The following is a 17,012-nucleotide window of genomic DNA, read 5'->3' as shown; positions in this document are numbered from 1 at the left end:
TTAAGAGAGCAACTTTTCGATTCGTTTCTTAAAAGATTTCATGATGCGGTCGTAAAGCTCATCCTTCAGTACTTTATCTTCCACACCAGAATCAAGGTTAGGGTTGTCATTGATTTCGATCACATAAACCTTTCCGCCAGATTCCTTTATATCTACTCCATACAGGCCGTTACCAATAAGTTTGGTAGCCTTAAGCGCCACATCAATTACCTGTTGCGGCACTTTAGAAGGATGGAGGGTTTCATACCTGCCTGTGGTTTCCTTTTTATCCTCCCAGTTATAGATCTGCCAGTGGCCTTTAGCCATGTAGTACTTACAGGTGTACAATACCTGCTCGTCCAGCACACCAACGCGCCAGTCGAAATCTGTTGGTAAAAACTCCTGCGCAATTACCAGCTCCGACTGGTTAAGCATATTATTAAGCTGCTGGCTTAGCTCTTTCTCATCTTTTGCCTTTGTTACACCCTGGGAAAAGGAAGAATCCGGCAACTTGAGTACACAGGGAAAACCTAACTTCTTACCAACCTCCTTCTTATTTTCGCCGTGTACCACCAGGGTTTTGGGCGTAGGTATTTTATTTAGCTCCATCAACTCTGCCAGGTACACCTTATTGGTGCATTTTAAAATTGAGTTGGGATCATCCATCACCACCAGCCCTTCTGTTTGTGCGCGGCTGGCAAAGCGATAGGTGTGGTGGTTAACTGTAGTGGTTTCCCTGATGAACAGGGCATCGAATTCGGCAAGCCGGTCGTAGTCTTCCTTTGTGATCAGTTCTGCATAAAAACCATTCTTTTCGGCAGCTTCCACAAACTTTTGCAGCGCCCTTTTATCTGATGGCGGCGAGTGCTCTGCAGGATTGTGCAGAATAGCCAGGTCGTAGAGGTAGCGGGTATTACGTACGCTCTCATAACGCTTTTTGCTAAAGTAATTTTTAGCAAACTCCTGCACGTAAGGCAGGTGATCCTCCGGTATTTCAGATAGAGAAATAGGCTTGATGCTTTGCAGCAGCCACTTTTTATTATAGGTAAAGCGGGCTCTTAAAAAGGGTGCCTGAAACTGGCGGTGCAGCTCCCTACAGAGTTTTTCATACTGCTTGGCAACATTGTGGCCGAAATAGATGCTCAGCGTAAACTCCTCTGATTTCAGGTTCTTCAGCGTCTTTTGGATAATATCATCCAGCTCTTCAGATACAATTCTTACTAAAGCAGGGGCCTTCAGGTCCTGTATGCTTTTTACACTTGGTATGGGTTTGTGGCCCCTGGCTTCGGCAAGCAGGGAAACATAGTAACCCTTAGACTGGTATCGATAGTCGTTGCAAAGGTTAAAAACCCTGGTGTTTTGCAGCTTACTGAGTTCAGCTTGTGTAAGGTATGCTTTTGGTGTAAGTACTTCAATCTCATTCAGATCCATCTGAAAGAGGTTTGGCGTATTCGTAACAATTATTTTCTTCATATCAGATTCTTCGGCGATACAATCAGGATATTGGCATCGTACGTAAGAATACCCAGGTGAATGGCATTGATTACCCGATTTGTTTCGATTTTATAATAGTTGGTGCTGGATATGGGATTCTCTTTGTATGGATCGGCCACCCACAGGTATTCTCCCTCCAGCTTGGTGAGAACAACAAAATGGCCCATTGGTTCTCCTTTAAGATCATCAAAAATAGACCGATCCTGTTCGTCGGCATATTCACGTTTAGTCTGGTACAGGTAGGTAGCACTAAGCCCGGCCAGTATGGGAATGTTTTTAGAAAGATAGCTCCTCAATAACGACTCATCGAGCATATCTAGATGTATTTCGCCACCCTTGAGCAAAAACTGCTTGTAAGCTGCAGTTGCCAGCGTAAACTTCCTGCCTTTTTTGTATTTCAGCTGGGCATCCAGCTTTTTCAGCAGCTCCTCCTTCGGCAGCTCCCGCCAGCTGGGGTCGAACATGGTAAGGTTAGAGGTGTGCATTCGGGCACTAAAGCCTTTACTTAGCGCATCAAGCCCGAGAAAAACTGCAAGTGTACCGCCTCCTTCAAGGTAGTTCACGCTTCGGATTACCTCATCCAGCCCTAAATCATACTTAAAATAATTATAAACAGCATGTAAACTGGTTGGCCCGCAGGTGGAATCATCAGGCTGGGCAAGTATTGATAATTTTTTCAACCTCAATGTCTACGCTTTTTTGTAGATAACAGATATGAACGGTGCAATTGTTTTTAACAACAGCTGTAAATCAGATCACTTGCATATTACATAATATGTGTTTTGATGAGGTGATTAATCAGGAATTTTTTTTAAATTTTCCTTAGTGTACGCACATCATTCCTTTTTCACCTTTACTGAATTTTTATGACTATCGTTAACATCCTGGTAATTGGTGCTACAGGCACCATAGGTAGGCACCTGCTGGAAGAGCTGCAGAAGCGTAATGCAGGCTTTCGGGCATTGGTTCGAAGTAGTGAAAAAGCCCTACTGCTGCAAAAAAAGGGCTATAATGTTGCCATGGGCGATTTGAGTGATGTTGATTCACTGAAAAGAGCCATGCTGGGTGTGGAAAAAGTATTCCTGCTAAGCACACCCTCAGAACAGCAGGTAGAACTACAGCGCAATGCCATAGACGCCGCTATTCAGGCAGGCGTTAAGCATATTGTAAAGGTATCTGCACTGGGCACTTATCCCGACTCTCCCCTGCAGCTGGGGCGCATGCATGCCAAAACCGAAGAACACATACGTAACAGCGGCCTTTCATGGACGTTTCTGCACCCACATACAATTATGCAAAACTGGCTAAATTATGTAAACCAGGTGCGAACTTTCGGTGTGCTGTACTCCTTCACCAAAGATGGACGCTATGCTCCGATAGATGCCAGGGATGTGGCAGCGGTTTCAGCAAAAATACTTACGGAAGAGGGGCATGCTGGCAAAACCTATGTGCTTACCGGTTCTGAAGCAGTGAGTATGAAAGATGTAGCAGATGCCCTTGAACTGGCCCTTGATCGTGATATTAAGCTGATTACCGTAGACCCGGCGCAAAGTTATGAAACTCTTCTACATGCAGGTGTGCCCGATTGGCTGGCAAAGGATCTGTCGCAGCTAAACCTGATCTACGCACAAAGCATGGGAAGCGACATAACACAGGATGTAGAGTCAATTACCGGCCGAAAGCCCATTACGCTAAAGCAATTCACCCAGGACCATGCCCGGGTATTTTTGTAAACTACATAATCTCCTGCATTTTCTCCTGCAGCTTTGCTATTTCCGATAGCATCAGATTTCCTGCCGGGAAAATGAAATAGAGTTTATGGTTTTTTCTCCACCAGCTGATCTTCGATTCAGAGAGGTAGTACCACTCTTCTTCAGTTAAGCTGCTTAATTGTTCGGCTACCTTTTCTGCAGAAAGCTCCTCATCAAATGTCCATTCCTCCACGGTTGCGCGGGGGTAGGTGTTTGCTGCCACTTCATAATCTGCCAGAAGAAAACATGATTTAATTTCCAGGAGCCCCTCCATATTTACAACAGTAATTTCCTGTTCAGGAGCCAGAGAGGAGCTGCCGGAATCTAAATCACTGTTAACAGCTTCAATTCTTTTGCTTATGGCGTTTTCCACTGGTGGAATAAGGCAGTAAAAGCCATTTTCGATAGGATAGGAACAATCCTGCTTTTGCTGATAATAGCCTATGTGGTTCAGCTGGCCGACCAGTGCCACAAAAGGATCTGAATCGGGTGCAGGCATACCTGAATCTGGACCTTGAACAGTGTCTCCATTGTTCTGCAGGTCGAATGAAGCCGTTTCTTCAACGGTATAAAGACAGGAAGAAAGCCCCAGCAACATCAAAACCATCGTAAGAGGGGCTATTTTAGCATAGCGGAGTAGCATAGTACTGAGCTTTACGCTAAAACAGCAGCTTTGGATGTGCCGGGCACCTATTTAATCAAACAAATCTTCCTCGCGCTCCAGCATTAGTATGTTTGCCTGAGGCACAATAAAGTACTTTTCGCCATTGATCAGCACCTCATAACTGCCTTTTTGCAGGTACACGGCCAGGTCGCCAACACGGGCCTGCAGGGGTATATAGCTTACTTTTTCTTCTGGTTCTTTCCAGGGCTCGTCTTCTCCGTCGGCAGGAAAGGGAATGGCATATCCGGGACCAGTTTTCATAACCCAACCAGTACGAACCACCTCTTTCTCCTGCACTCCTGGAGGCAGGTACAGTCCACTTTCTGTACGTTCATTATCCTTCTTTGGGCGTATCAGCACCCTGTCACCTATAATGATAATCTTCTTCAGCTTGTTTTCAGGTGTCAGCATGGTATGCGACTTCATCTTTACTCCGGTTAAGGGTGCAAATTTACTAAATTGTTCATTTGCATCATTTGCTCACTGGGCAATTTTACGGGCCTGTTATCTTTGCTTTAACACTTTAACAGCTGCCTCCAGCCCTTTAAGTGTGAGTGGGTGCATATGCCCTTCAAAAAGTTTGCTGATTTCTCCAATCGTTTCTGTATACGACCATTCTCTTTCCTGCACCGGGTTCAGCCATACCGTATGCGAAAAATGCTCCCGTAGCCGCTGCAACCATACAGCACCCGGTTCCTCGTTTGCATGTTCTACACTGCCACCTTTATAATATAGCTCGTAAGGCGACATACTGGCATCACCAACAACTATTACCCGGTAGGCAGGGGAGTAGGTATGGAATAAGCTTTGGGTACTGATGTAGTCATAACGTCGTCGCCTGGGATCTTTCCAGATCTTTTCGTAGAGGCAGTTATGGAAATAAAAATACTCCAGGTGCTGAAATTCATGTTTAGCAGCGGAAAAAAGCTGTTCACAGAGGTATACATATTCATCCATGGAGCCGCCTACATCCAGCAGCAGTAGCAGCCTTATGCCATTGCTTCGTTCCGGTCTGTACACCTCTTTAAGTAATCCTGCGTTATGGCACGTCTGCCGTACAGTTTCGTCTATGCTAAAAACATCCGGGGCTCCCTCACGGCTTAGCAGTCTTAACCTGCGCAGTGCCATCTGAAACTGCCTGGTATCAAGCTGAAGATTATCATCCAGTGCCTTGAACTGGCGCTGGTCCCACACCTTTACAGCCTTTCCATGCCGGCCTTCGGTTTGTCCTATGCGATAACCCTGCTGGTGATAGCCCCAGGCACCAAATGCAGATTTGCCGCCGGTACCAATCCATTTGTTGCCTCCTTCATGCCTTTCATTCTGCTCATTCAGCAATTCCTGAAAACGCTCCTGAAGCTGCTCCAGCAAGTCCTGCCGGTACTGGCTGCTTTCCTCATCGGGTGCCACTAACAGTTCCCGATTTTTTCGGAGCCAGTCATGAGGTATGGCGGCTACAGGATCGAAGGGGAGGGAGGCTAAGTTACCAAAGGCAGCAGAAAAGCTGCGGTCAAATTTATCAAGCTCCTGCTCCCGCTTTACAAACAGGCAGCGGCACAGGAAATAGAAGTCGTTGGTGCTATGCTGCACCACACCCTGCTGCAGGGCATCCTGCAGGTGTAGCAACTCCCTGGTTCCAACAGGCAGGCCGGCTTCCTTCAAGGCCAGTAAAAACTGTATGAACATCAGGAGTAGTAGCTGTTACGGTGGCGTGAACCAAAAAGAATTGCCTGCAGATCCTGCTCATTTTTCAACAGGGCACCGGCAAAAGGAGGCAGCTGCTCCTGAAGATCTATACGCTCCAGCTCTGCAGTGCCAATGCTGCCGGCCAGTAACAGCTTTATCCAATCAATCAGCTCGCTGGTTGAGGGGCGCTTTTTCAGCTGGCGCTTTTCCCTTACCTCCATAAATAATGCAATGGCTTTGCTGATCAGCTGCTCCTCCTGTGCAGGATAATGTACCTCCACTATTTTGCGCAGGGTATCAGCATCGGGAAAGCTGATATAATGGAAAAAGCAACGGCGCAGGAAAGCGTCCGGCAGCTCTTTTTCATTGTTCGAAGTAATGATTACAATGGGTCTTTGCCTGGCACAAATGGTTTCGTCAAGCTCATAGCAGTAAAACTCCATTTTATCGAGCTCCTGCAGCAAATCGTTGGGAAATTCAAGATCAGCTTTATCTATCTCGTCGATGAGCAGCACCGGTGCATCATCTGCCACAAATGCCTCCCACAGTTTACCCTTACGGATGTAGTGGCGTATATCGCTCACCCGCTCACTGTTCAGCTGCGCATCGCGCAGGCGGCTGATCGCATCATATTCATAAAGGCCCTGCTGCGCAGAGGTGGTAGATTTAATGTTCCAGGTGATAAGTTTTTTGCCAAGCGCGGCTGCTATCTCATAAGCCAGCTGTGTTTTGCCGGTGCCTGGTTCCCCTTTTATCAGTAAAGGTTTTTGCAGGGTAATGGCTGCCTCTACCGCTACCTGCAGATCGCGCCCTGCTATATATGATTTTGTTCCGGTAAACTTCATGAATGTGCTGATAGTGAATAACCAAAGTTCGGGAATCAGCCATCAGTAAGCAAAGACTTTTTATCTGGAACAGATTTTGCACCCCTCACAATATTCCGGCACCTTAATCATTAATAAAGGAAAATAAGGCGTGATATGCCGGATATGTTTATTTTTGGGTTCAATCTTACATGAAATGAAGCTGTTTAAAGCAAAACATACTAAATTCTGGTTAGCTGCACTGGCAGTGGGAATGGTGGCTACGAGTGCACCGGCACAAAGTAAAAAAGCTCCGGTGCTTTCTGCAGATACCAGCCTTAATACTAAGTATAATGAATTGAAGCCGGTGGTTTCTCCTGATGGAAGCCGTTTATATTTTGGCAGAAGCAATCACCCCACCAGTGCAGGCGGGCGTAAAGACAGGGCCGATGCATGGGTAGCCACGGCCACGGCCGATGATATGTTTGGTAATGTACAGCGGCTTTCCTCCCTGCTAAATTCATCACAGGCCGATTTGGTAGTTGGCTTTGCCGGGAATAGCAACCAGCTCTACCTGATGCGAAACAATACCGAAAGTGCTCATAAGGGAGATGCCGGATTGTATCTGATGAATGCCGATGGCAGCGGTACTGCCAGGACTGTTACTGTAAAATACTTCCTGAACAAGGCAAAGCACCAGGATATCAGCATCTCTCCGGATGGCGAAACTATGCTCATCTCGATGGAGTCTTACAGCACCTACGGTCTGGAAGATCTTTATGTGAGTTTCCGTGGCTCCGATGGAAACTGGGGAGAGCCTCAAAACCTGGGGCCGGAAATTAATACAGCTATGCAGGAGATGAGTGCTTTTCTGTCTGCAGACGGACGTACTTTATACTTTACCAGTAACCGTACAGGAGGTAAGGGCAGTATGGATATATGGGTGAGCACCCGCCTTGACAACAGCTGGAAACGCTGGAGCAAACCGCAGAATGTAAGCAGCATCAATACACCCGGATCTGAAATGTATTACTACGAGCCTGACGCAGGCCAATGGTCATATTATACCTCTACCCAGAACAGCGAGGGTTTCGGAGATGTGCGCCGCATCAGGAAGCCTGAGCCGCCAACACCACCAGCGCTCGAAACCACCCCTGAGGTAGTAACAGCTACAGTTCCATTGCAGCCCCAGCCAGCAACTGCTGCCGAGATCAATAATGAAGTTACCGAACTGATGGAAGAGCAGCAGCCAGAAGTAAAAGTCACTTTAAATGGACAGGTAAGTGGTGCAGATGGCAAAACACCATTTGCAAGGCTTATTGTGAGCAGGGATAATTTCCTTGATTCTGTGTCTGCTGCCAGCACCTATTATATGGCACTGCCTGCTTCAGGAGAGTATGCCATTCAGGCAAAGGCAAAGGGCTATCTCACGGTTGATACAGTGGTAAACCTTAGTGCCAACAGCAATCAGCTGAACATTAAGTTAAGGCCACTTGCCGTTGGTACTACCGTTCGCATGGATAACGTAATGTTCCAGCAGAGCACTGCCGTACTTGTAGAAGAAAGTGCAGCTTCGCTCGATAAGGTAGTACAAATGCTAAGAGAAAACCCCAGCATGGAAATTATGCTAACCGGCCATACCGATAACCAGGGGAGCAGCAGGGCTAATATCAGGCTCTCGCAGGAGCGGGTAGATGCTGTAAAAAGCTACCTGGTAAGCCGCGGCATTGATGCAAAACGCATCCAGGGTAAAGGTTATGGAGGCACCAGACCAATTGCCAGCAACGCAAATCCAGAAAGCCGTCAGCTGAACAGGCGGGTAGAGTTCACAATCCTGAAAGAATAGAACAGCTTTCTGCATCAGCAGCCTTAATATCAGCAAAAGCCGCAGATTTTTCTGTGGCTTTTGCTTTTCTTTAGGGACCGCATACAAATCATTGAACAAAGTAAAGTATAGCAATACCATAGATTATATGATTCAGGAAGCTGACTGGAGTATTATCGAGGCCGAAAGCGTGCAGAACAGAACTGTACTGGTAAGCAGCAAAAGCCTGCAGCCTTTGAAAATTCTCAATCCTGAAAGCCATTCAACATGCTGCCATGTTGTTCTGTCGAATTATGGTGGAGGCATGGTGGCAGGAGATGCCATTAAACTGAAGCTCAGCTGCGGTGCCAATACACACTTTGTGATGACCACACAGGCAAATTCAAGGATATTTAAATCGCTGAATGGTGCAGTTGCCACACAGGAGATTGATGGTAGCCTGGAAGAAAAAGGTGTAGCCGTAGTTTTTTCTGATCCGGTGGTACTGCAGGAAAAGAGCCGCTACAGGCAATACCAGCGTTGGCATATTGCGCCTGATGCCCTTTTGTTTGTAGTTGACTGGCTTAGCTCTGGTCGTGCCGATGTGGGGGAGCAATACAAATTTAGCAGCTATCTGTCAGAAATGGAGGTCAGGCAGGGGGAGAAACTTGTGTTGCTGGATCGGTTTGCTTTCAGCCCCGAAGAGCATATAGCAGGGGCTCCTGCCAATTTTGGACGATATCAAACAGTGCTTTCCGCATACCTGGTAGGCAGCACTGCCGATATGCGGTTCGAACAGTTATCAGCAGGCTTGAATAGATTAAAAGAAAAAGAACAACCCGGCCTGGGTGCAGATCTGGCACAAAAAGATTACCTGCTCTCTTTTACAAAAGCCCGGGAGGGCGTGTATGTATTAAGAGCAGGTGCAAAAAGCCGTACCGCCATGCAGCCTGTTATAGAGGCCATGATGAACCTGCTGGCTGCAGAAAGCATCCTGGGTTATAATCCCTTCAGCAGAAAATTTTAGTCTAAGTAGCTGATGTATGCTGCGTAAGCCGATATTATCTTCTGTTTTCGCGCACCGACATCAGGGCTTTTTCCCTGGCAGATTTAATGTGGCCAATAATCTCATCCAGGCCGTAACCATCCAGGGCACGAGCGAAAAGAAAAGGGCCATCGCCACGCATTTTCCTTGCATCTCTCTCCATAACACCCAAATCAGCCCGCACAAGGTCCTTCAGGTCTATTTTGTTGATCACCAGCAGGTCTGACTGGGTGATGCCAGGCCCGCCTTTGCGAGGAATTTTATCGCCGCCAGATACATCTATGACATAGATGGAATAATCTACCAGCTCCCTGCTGAAGTGTGCAGCCAGGTTGTCGCCCCCGCTCTCTACAAAAAGGAAATCCAGCTTATAGTCAAAGCGGACCATCAGCTCTTCCAGGGCATTCATGTTCAGTGAAATATCTTCACGAATGGCAGCATGCGGGCATCCACCGGTTTCAACACCAACAATTCTGTCTTCGCTAAGGGCGCTGTTCCTGATCAGGAATTCTGCATCTTCACGGGTAAAGATATCATTGGTTACCACCCCCAGCTGATGTTCATTGCGCATTCTTTCGCAAAGGGCTTTCAGTAGTGCTGTTTTACCGGTGCCAACCGGTCCGCCAATGCCAACGGTAAAGGCCCTCTTCCTGAAGTTGCGGTAAGAGGGCAGCTTACGGGTTTCCCTTTCGTTATAGTCGCCGGGAGATTCATACTGCTCATGGCTATGGCCGTGCAACAGCAGGGCCAGCTTGTCGATCAAAGGCATATGCTAGTTCTGGAATAATTTGGAGTAAACATTTTCATGAAAAACCTGGGCAGTATCTAAGAGGAATGCAGAGCGACAGGCATCTTTGTACGTTTTGTGGCTATGCATACTGATCAGGTCTTCAAAAACAGTATAAAACTGGTGCTGCAGTGCATTTCCTTCCATAGAGCCAATAAACCCTAAACGGATGGCAGCACTTACCTGGTCGCGCAGGGCCATGTGCAGGTACATGCTCCTGATTTCGTCTGGTGAAAACTGGAGTTGCTTTAGTGCCAGTGCATAAACAGGAATAAAATGCAGGGGCAGCCTTCTTAAAATAAACCACTCCTGTATTGCATCCAGATCCTCAGCAGGGTAGAAGGTATGCAGCAGGCTGATCCAGTTCTTTCCCTGTGCCAGGCTGGCTTTGCTAACTGTAGGCACCAGCATCATGGCATCGTAGGTTTCTACAAGCTGCTGCAACTCCAAACCTTTATAAGGAAACGGCTGCTGATAGCAGGAGTTAATAAAGGGTATCTCCATGCTGGCAATCTGCTGCAGATAAGCATAAAGATAGTTACGCAGCTCATATTGATTCCTGATGAGGCCAAAAGTTATGCTGCTTTCCAGGCCATAGGAATAGGCAAAAGAACCTGTTGGAATGGAAGAATCGACCAGGTGCATCAGGCGTGCAAACTTTGTCATCAGAACAAATTATATAACTGTGCCAGCGGAAGTTTAGTGGCAGGCTTACAGCTGAGGTGTACACCATCTACAGTTACCTGGTAAGTTTCAGGATCTACGGCTATGTTGGGCAGGTAGTCGTTCAGGGCCATATCTTTTTTACCAATGTTGCGGCAGCCCTTTACCGGCATCACCTTTTTAGTAAGGCCGTACTGCTTTTTTACCCGCTCTAATGAGGCCTGCGAGACAAAGGCAACAGAGCTTTTACCAACGGCACTACCCAAAGCACCAAACATTGGCCTTGAGATGTAGGGCTGCGGGGTTGGGATAGATGCATTTGCATCTCCCATTTGCGATTGCACAATTATGCCTCCTTTGATAATCATCTCTGGTCTGGAGCCAAAGAAAGCTGGTTTCCACAGCACCAGGTCTGCGAGCTTGCCCACTTCCACAGAGCCTACCACTTCTGATAAACCATGTGCGCGGGCAGGGTTGATGGTATACTTGGCAACATAGCGCTTAACCCTATAGTTATCGGCTTGTGCTGAGGATGCAGCATCTTCCGGCAGAAGCCCTCTCTGTTCTTTCATTTTATGCGCTGTTTGCCAGGTGCGGGTAATAACTTCGCCCACACGGCCCATCGCCTGCGAATCCGAAGCCATAATGGAAAGTGCTCCCAGGTCGTGCAGTATGTCTTCTGCTGCAATGGTTTCTCCCCTGATGCGGCTTTCTGCAAAGGCCACATCTTCGGGAATGTTTTTATCGAGGTGGTGGCACACCATCAGCATATCGAGGTGTTCATCGATGGTGTTGATGGTAAAAGGCCTGGTAGGATTGGTAGAGGAGGGGATAACATTGGGCTCACCACAAATTTTGATGATGTCAGGTGCATGGCCACCCCCGGCACCTTCTGTGTGGTAAGTATGAATTGTTCTGCCTTTGAATGCTTTAGCCGAGGTTTCAACAAAGCCGCTCTCGTTAAGGGTGTCGGTATGAATACACACCTGCACATCGTACTGATCGGCTATAGCCAGGCAGTTGTCTATGGCTGCGGGAGTAGTGCCCCAGTCTTCATGAAGCTTTAATCCCAGCGCGCCGGCTTCAATCTGTTCAATGAGCCCCTCCGGCTTGGAAGAATTGCCTTTGCCCAAAAACCCAAAATTCAGCGGGTATTCTTCTGTAGACTTCAGCATCATTTCAATATAAAATGCTCCGGGAGTGCAGGTAGTAGCATTAGAGCCGGCTGCAGGGCCCGTGCCACCGCCCAGCATGGTGGTAATGCCAGACGCCAGCGCCTCCGGTATTTGCTGCGGACTAATGAAGTGAATGTGCGTATCCAGTGCTCCTGCTGTTAAAATCAAGCCTTCGCCTGCCACTACTTCAGTGGTAACGCCAACTATCATGTTCGGTGATATACCTGGCATAATGTGAGGGTTTCCGCCTTTGCCTATGCCACAGATATAGCCGTCTTTGATGCCGATATCAGCTTTATAGATGCCTGTATAATCTATCACCAGGGCATTGGTGATGATAAGATCAAGTGCATCTGCCTGGGCAATTCCCGTTGCCTGGCCCATACCATCGCGCAGCACTTTGCCACCACCAAATTTGCACTCCTCGCCATATACGGCATAATCTTTTTCCACTTCCACAAACAGGCTGGTATCGCCCAGGCGAACCTTATCGCCGGTGGTGGGTCCGTACATATCGGCGTATGCCCTGCGGTCTATTCTATAGCTCATTTTTTGGGAAAATGTAGGGTGAAGAGATAATGCTACTGCTCTGTATACAGAAAGTTCTGATCTTTCATGGCCTGAACTGCTCTGGCCTTATTGCTGTCATCAACAGCGCCATCTGTAAGGCCATTGCCACCATAGACTTTCTGTTCGCCTGCCAGGGCTACCAGTGCTACTGTTTTGCGCTCCCCGGGCTCAAAGCGTACTGCAGTACCGGCTGGAATGTTTAGCCGAAAGCCGAAAGCCATAGCCCTGTTAAAGCTTAGCATTGGATTGGTTTCGAAAAAAGGATAATGGGAACCCACCTGCACAGGCCTGTCGCCCATATTGGTTACATCAATAGAAATTACTTTTCTGCCGCTGTTTAACTCCAGGGCTGTATCCTGTAGTTCGTAAGCACCGGGATTGGTATTGATGATATTATCGGGTGCAGGTGTTTTGGCAGGTGTAAGGCTTAAACCGGAGCCATATAATGCCAACTCAGCAGATCCCTTCTGCCTGCAGACAGGATGATGTACCGTTACCAGCTTGGTGCCATCAGGAAAAGTACCCTCTACCTGAACTTCATAGATAAGTCCGGCTACGCCTTCCATTACATCATCATGACCGAGGATTTTTTTACCCTTGTCCATCAGTGTTGCCACACTTTCACCATCGCGGATAAACTCCAGCAGTTGTGCGGCAATAAGGGCAACTGCCTCGGGATAGTTGAGGCGCAAACCACGGGCATAACGTTTTTGTGCAAGGAAACCGGCATTGTGGAGCACCAGTTTATCAATATCTTTTGGGGAGAGATGCATAAGAAACAGTATGTGCTAATAAAAGGAGCTTCAGCAGCAGTATAGCCATTGATGATCTGCAAAACAGCTGGGCCCAATATTGCCAGAAACCAGTTTAGGTGCAGATACTGCTCCTAATTTAAGGCAATTATTAGATAAAAAAACATTTTACACTTAAAGCAGCCCTAATTATAAACTACTAAAATAAAAAAAATGGATAAATCAACAGGAGTGAAGGCTGCAGGAAGAGAGATATCTGCTACACCTCTCAAACCTGTCTGTCAAGGAATACTTCTCTCTACACACAACCCTTCCTGCGGATAAAGTATAATGGAAATAAGGTTTAGCCAGGGAATTTATCAAGAGGTATATGATTGTTTCTGTTGCCTATCCTGCTTATCCTATATTTACATAGATCATCCAGCCTCCGTAAATGATGCATAGCAGTGAAGACAGCCCAACTGCCAGTTCACGTATCTTCTGGTTGATTTTCATGCGTGGAGTAAATGGAATGCTGAACAGACTGGCTGCAATGAGCATGCCTGCAATGGAACCTATGCCAAAGATCAGCAGGTACAAAATGCCTAAGTAAACATCAGCAATTTCGCTCATAACCAGTAACACCAAAGCACCACTACCGGCTAAGCCATGGGCCAGACCAATCATATAGGCATAGCTGTATTTAGAGCGACCAGGACTGTAGCGTTGTTTTTTATTACTGCTTAACCTCAATATTCCTACCAGGATCAGCATTACACCAATCGCAGCTTCGAAATAGCCTGAATTAAACACCAATGTTTTACTTAGCATAATAACAGCACCCACCACTACTATGGTGGTGGTGTGGCCAAGTCCCCAGTAAAGCCCATCACGGGCAGCCAGTAACATGCTGTCGCGCTTGTTCACGATGGCACTCATGGCTATCAAATGGTCTGCTTCGAAAGCATGTCCCATGCCCACTACAGCTGCAAACAGAATTGGTAATACTTCTTCCATGCTCCTTAAATCATCAGGAATAACAGGGGTAAGTGTAAATTTAAGGAGCGAAATTGAAAATCAGCATAAAAAAATATGCTGCTGCACTAATTTTCTTGCTGAATCTGCAGAAACAGCCTTAAAAATTAATGTAGCAGCATAAGCTTACTATTCTGCAGGCTTATTTCTGTCAGAACCTATGGTTTCATCAAACAGCTTCAGAATTCTCCTGTATTCGTCCGTCCAGCTGCTGGGTTCAACAAAGCCATGATCTTCCAGCGGATAGACTGCCAGCTCCCAGTCTTCTTTGCCCAGCTCAATGAGCCTTTGGGAAAGCCGCACAACATCCTGAAAATGTACATTGGTATCTATCATGCCATGTGCTATGAGCAGGTGGCCTTTTAAACCTTCGGCATAATATATGGGGGAGCTGCGGGCATAGGCTAGGCTATCGGTATAGGGCTCATTAAGTATGTTAGCGGTATAGGGATGATTGTAATGCGCCCAGTCAGTAACGGAGCGAAGGGCTGCACCAGCTTTGAAAACACCAGGCTCAGTGAACATAGCCATAAGTGTAATGAAACCACCATAAGATCCACCATAGATGCCTAGCCTGCTGCTGTCTACACCCAGCTCTTCCACGAGCCAGCGGGCACCATCTACATGGTCGCTTAGGTCTTTGCCGCCCATATGCCTGTAGATACCTGTGCGCCAGTCGCGGCCATAGCCTGCACTGCCCCGGTAATCGATATCAAGCACGGTGTATCCTTTATCGGCAAGCAGGTTATGGAACATATACTCACGGAAATAACTGCTCCACCATTTATGAGCATTTTGCAGGTAGCCGGCTCCATGTACAAATATTACTGCAGGCCCATTTTGGCTGCCATTGGCCGGGCGGTACAACCTGGCAGGTACTGATGCACCATCGCTTGCCTTAAAGCTTACATATTCGGGCATGCGCCAGGGATAAGCCTGCCACTCTTCTGTTAAGCTACTTGTTATTTTTTTTGGAGACCCACCGCTGCGGTTTGGCTGCAGGTACAGCTCTGGTGGGGTGTTACCAGTAGAAAAGAGCAGGGCCAGTGTTTTCTCATCCGGAGAGAGGGTGGCATCCCATCTGCCATCTCCGCTGGTAAGCTGCTCCATTTTACCGCCCTCAATTGGCATGCGGTAAAAATGCCTTACGCCCGGGTGCACCATATTGGAATGGAAATACCAATACCGGCCATTCCGGCTTATTTGTGGATCATAAACTTCATAATTGCCACTGGTTAGCTGCTTTTTCTGTTTGCTGCCAACATCGTAGGTATACAGGTGGGCATAGCCAGATTCCTCAGACTGGAACCAAAACTTGCTGCCACCGGGTAACCAGCCAATTGCGCCGGGACTAAAGAGCCAGCCTATGCCGGGACCACCGATCCAGGCCTCGTCCCGCTGGTGATCCAGCACCTCCATTTTTCCTGTTGCCAGATCGGCCAGGCCAATCCAGCGGTCTTTGTTGTCAAGGCTTCTCACTTCCAGCAGGGCAGAGCTGCTTCCATTTTCCGGATAGAAGGGGCCATGTATCACAACATCTGTATTTCTTTTAAACTCTTTATCAGGATAATCTTTTGCAAAATCCGGCAACTTATCCAGGCCAGGCAAATCTTTTGTCTGTAGGAAGTAAACAGTATCTCTCCTGGTATCATAAATGCCCATCCTGCTGGAGATCTGTCTGCTGCCCACTTTAGCACGTGCATCCAGTAGTTCGGTATAACCACTTTCTGTTACAAAAGAGGGCACTTTTGTGCCTTCATCACCAGGAGCGGAGATCAGCCTGAAAGTGATGTACCTGCCATCGGGACTTGCAGTCTGGTTATCTACCCGCGCATCGCTGATGTAGATTGGCTGCGGGCGTCTTTGCTGATCCCTGGCCCTGGCCAGCTCTGCTTGTTCCTGCTTTTGCTTACGCTGCTCAAGAACCTCGAAGAATGCAAGCTGATCCTGCTGCAGCCACTTGTTCTGTTGAGTAGGTTCAATTTCTGAAGGCTTGTTTCCCTTTTTGAAATCTGTTAATTGCTGAAGGGTGCCAGTTTTCCTGTCGAGCAAAACAAGATTATCATTCAGGGTAAAGTATATGTCAGATCCGTTTGCGGCATAACTAATATTGCTGATGCCGCTGATATTACGGGTTAGTTGTAATGCCTTTCCATTTTTCACTTCCTCTTCATACAGATCTCCATTCTGAAGGTAGAGCTTCTTTGCTTTCTGCACGTTAAAGTATGGGTTAGCATCGGGTATACCGGTAACCCTCCTGGAAGCTTTTTGTATGTTGCCAGATCGCAGGTCATACATATACAGAGAATCGCCAGGTGCAACGTCGGGATTCCACTTAAAAAAAACTTGTCTGCTATTATCCTCCCAGACAGGATCGGAAGGCGAGGTGCCTATCCACCGGGCAGGCTCCTGCATGATTTGCTGCACTGTAAGCTGTTGCTCCTGAGCAGCAACTTGTAGTGTGAACGTTAAAGAAACTAAACAGAATAATTTTTGAACCATGAAGCTTTTAATAAATAGAAACAGCTAATCTATTTCCAGAATACATAGATACAAACTGGCAGCTTTAATCTAAGGAAGAAATCATATTCAAAAGGTACGCAAATATTACCTTATTGCTCAAACATGATTTTAGAAGAATTTACTCTAAAAATTGAATATTTAAGGAATTTAATGAATAGATGTTCTACAAAGTATCGGAATATTGCAGATTAAAACATCATTAATTTATCAAAATTATTTTATTGATGTCATTTATTTATTTTAACTTACATCCAGGATCAGGGCCACACATCCCGGGCATGATAAAAATACGGGTACTCACT

General features: G+C 46.9%; 15 protein-coding genes. 3 read left to right on the top strand and 12 right to left on the bottom strand.

The features are described 5' to 3' along the window. The gene (locus KWJ01_RS20080; RefSeq protein WP_224998903.1) at nucleotides 1-1,452 is read right to left on the bottom strand and encodes a RimK family protein; all 1,452 of its coding nucleotides are present in this window, start codon (nucleotides 1,450-1,452) and stop codon (nucleotides 1-3) included. Further along, nucleotides 1,449-2,153, bottom strand: coding sequence for a hypothetical protein (locus KWJ01_RS20075; protein ID WP_224998902.1), 705 nt, complete (start codon nucleotides 2,151-2,153; stop codon nucleotides 1,449-1,451). Before KWJ01_RS20075 ends, KWJ01_RS20080 begins: the two co-directional genes overlap by 4 nt. A gap of 186 nt (nucleotides 2,154-2,339) precedes the next feature. Here KWJ01_RS20075 and KWJ01_RS20070 point away from each other — a divergent pair, with 186 nt between their 5' ends. Then, complete coding sequence (locus tag KWJ01_RS20070; RefSeq protein WP_224998901.1) at nucleotides 2,340-3,206, top strand: SDR family oxidoreductase; 867 nt, start codon at nucleotides 2,340-2,342, stop codon at nucleotides 3,204-3,206. A 1-nt stretch (nucleotide 3,207) separates the two neighbouring features. Here KWJ01_RS20070 and KWJ01_RS20065 read toward each other — a convergent pair whose 3' ends face one another. From KWJ01_RS20065 to KWJ01_RS20050, 4 genes are all read right to left on the bottom strand, one after another. Beyond that, on the bottom strand, nucleotides 3,208-3,867 hold the full coding sequence (locus KWJ01_RS20065) for a hypothetical protein (RefSeq protein WP_224998900.1): 660 nt from the start codon (nucleotides 3,865-3,867) through the stop codon (nucleotides 3,208-3,210). A 51-nt stretch (nucleotides 3,868-3,918) separates the two neighbouring features. Then, nucleotides 3,919-4,314 carry a co-chaperone GroES family protein gene (locus KWJ01_RS20060; protein WP_224998899.1) on the bottom strand — a complete coding sequence of 132 codons (396 nt, stop codon included), beginning with the start codon at nucleotides 4,312-4,314 and terminating at the stop codon, nucleotides 3,919-3,921. 78 nt (nucleotides 4,315-4,392) lie between these two features. After that, nucleotides 4,393-5,574, bottom strand: a complete 1,182-nt coding sequence (locus KWJ01_RS20055; protein WP_224998898.1) for a VWA domain-containing protein — start codon at nucleotides 5,572-5,574, stop codon at nucleotides 4,393-4,395. Beyond that, nucleotides 5,574-6,419, bottom strand: a complete 846-nt coding sequence (locus KWJ01_RS20050; protein ID WP_224998897.1) for a MoxR family ATPase — start codon at nucleotides 6,417-6,419, stop codon at nucleotides 5,574-5,576. Before KWJ01_RS20050 ends, KWJ01_RS20055 begins: the two co-directional genes overlap by 1 nt. Nucleotides 6,420-6,594: 175 nt before the next feature. Between KWJ01_RS20050 and KWJ01_RS20045 the strand changes: the two genes are divergently transcribed. Together KWJ01_RS20045 and KWJ01_RS20040 are read left to right on the top strand one after the other, a co-directional pair. Further along, entirely contained in the window at nucleotides 6,595-8,223 is a 1,629-nt protein-coding gene (locus KWJ01_RS20045; protein ID WP_224998896.1) for an OmpA family protein, read from the top strand. A gap of 127 nt (nucleotides 8,224-8,350) precedes the next feature. Further along, entirely contained in the window at nucleotides 8,351-9,208 is an 858-nt protein-coding gene (locus tag KWJ01_RS20040) for an urease accessory protein UreD (protein WP_224998895.1), read from the top strand. A 34-nt stretch (nucleotides 9,209-9,242) separates the two neighbouring features. Here the strand turns inward: KWJ01_RS20040 and ureG are convergent, their stop codons facing one another. The 6 genes from ureG to KWJ01_RS20010 form a co-directional block, all read right to left on the bottom strand. Then, a complete protein-coding gene (ureG, locus tag KWJ01_RS20035) occupies nucleotides 9,243-9,995 on the bottom strand; it encodes an urease accessory protein UreG (RefSeq protein ID WP_224998894.1) in 753 nt (250 codons plus the stop codon). Between the two features lie 3 nt (nucleotides 9,996-9,998). After that, nucleotides 9,999-10,679 carry an urease accessory protein UreF gene (locus KWJ01_RS20030; protein WP_224998893.1) on the bottom strand — a complete coding sequence of 227 codons (681 nt, stop codon included), beginning with the start codon at nucleotides 10,677-10,679 and terminating at the stop codon, nucleotides 9,999-10,001. Next, a complete protein-coding gene (ureC, locus tag KWJ01_RS20025; RefSeq protein WP_224998892.1) occupies nucleotides 10,679-12,400 on the bottom strand; it encodes an urease subunit alpha in 1,722 nt (573 codons plus the stop codon). Before ureC ends, KWJ01_RS20030 begins: the two co-directional genes overlap by 1 nt. Before the next feature lie 32 nt (nucleotides 12,401-12,432). Then, nucleotides 12,433-13,194, bottom strand: a complete 762-nt coding sequence (gene ureA / locus KWJ01_RS20020; protein ID WP_224998891.1) for an urease subunit gamma — start codon at nucleotides 13,192-13,194, stop codon at nucleotides 12,433-12,435. A gap of 375 nt (nucleotides 13,195-13,569) precedes the next feature. Further along, nucleotides 13,570-14,169: an urease accessory protein gene (locus tag KWJ01_RS20015; protein WP_224998890.1), complete on the bottom strand. Its 600-nt coding sequence runs from the start codon at nucleotides 14,167-14,169 to the stop codon at nucleotides 13,570-13,572. Between the two features lie 147 nt (nucleotides 14,170-14,316). After that, the gene (locus KWJ01_RS20010; RefSeq protein ID WP_224998889.1) at nucleotides 14,317-16,602 is read right to left on the bottom strand and encodes a S9 family peptidase; all 2,286 of its coding nucleotides are present in this window, start codon (nucleotides 16,600-16,602) and stop codon (nucleotides 14,317-14,319) included. Nucleotides 16,603-17,012 lie beyond the last annotated feature (410 nt).

The sequence above is a fragment of the Cesiribacter sp. SM1 genome (assembly GCF_020178975.1).
GTDB lineage: Bacteria > Bacteroidota > Bacteroidia > Cytophagales > Cyclobacteriaceae > Cesiribacter.
Note: the sequence above shows the minus strand (reverse complement) of the source record. Positions and strands in the feature narration are given on the sequence as shown.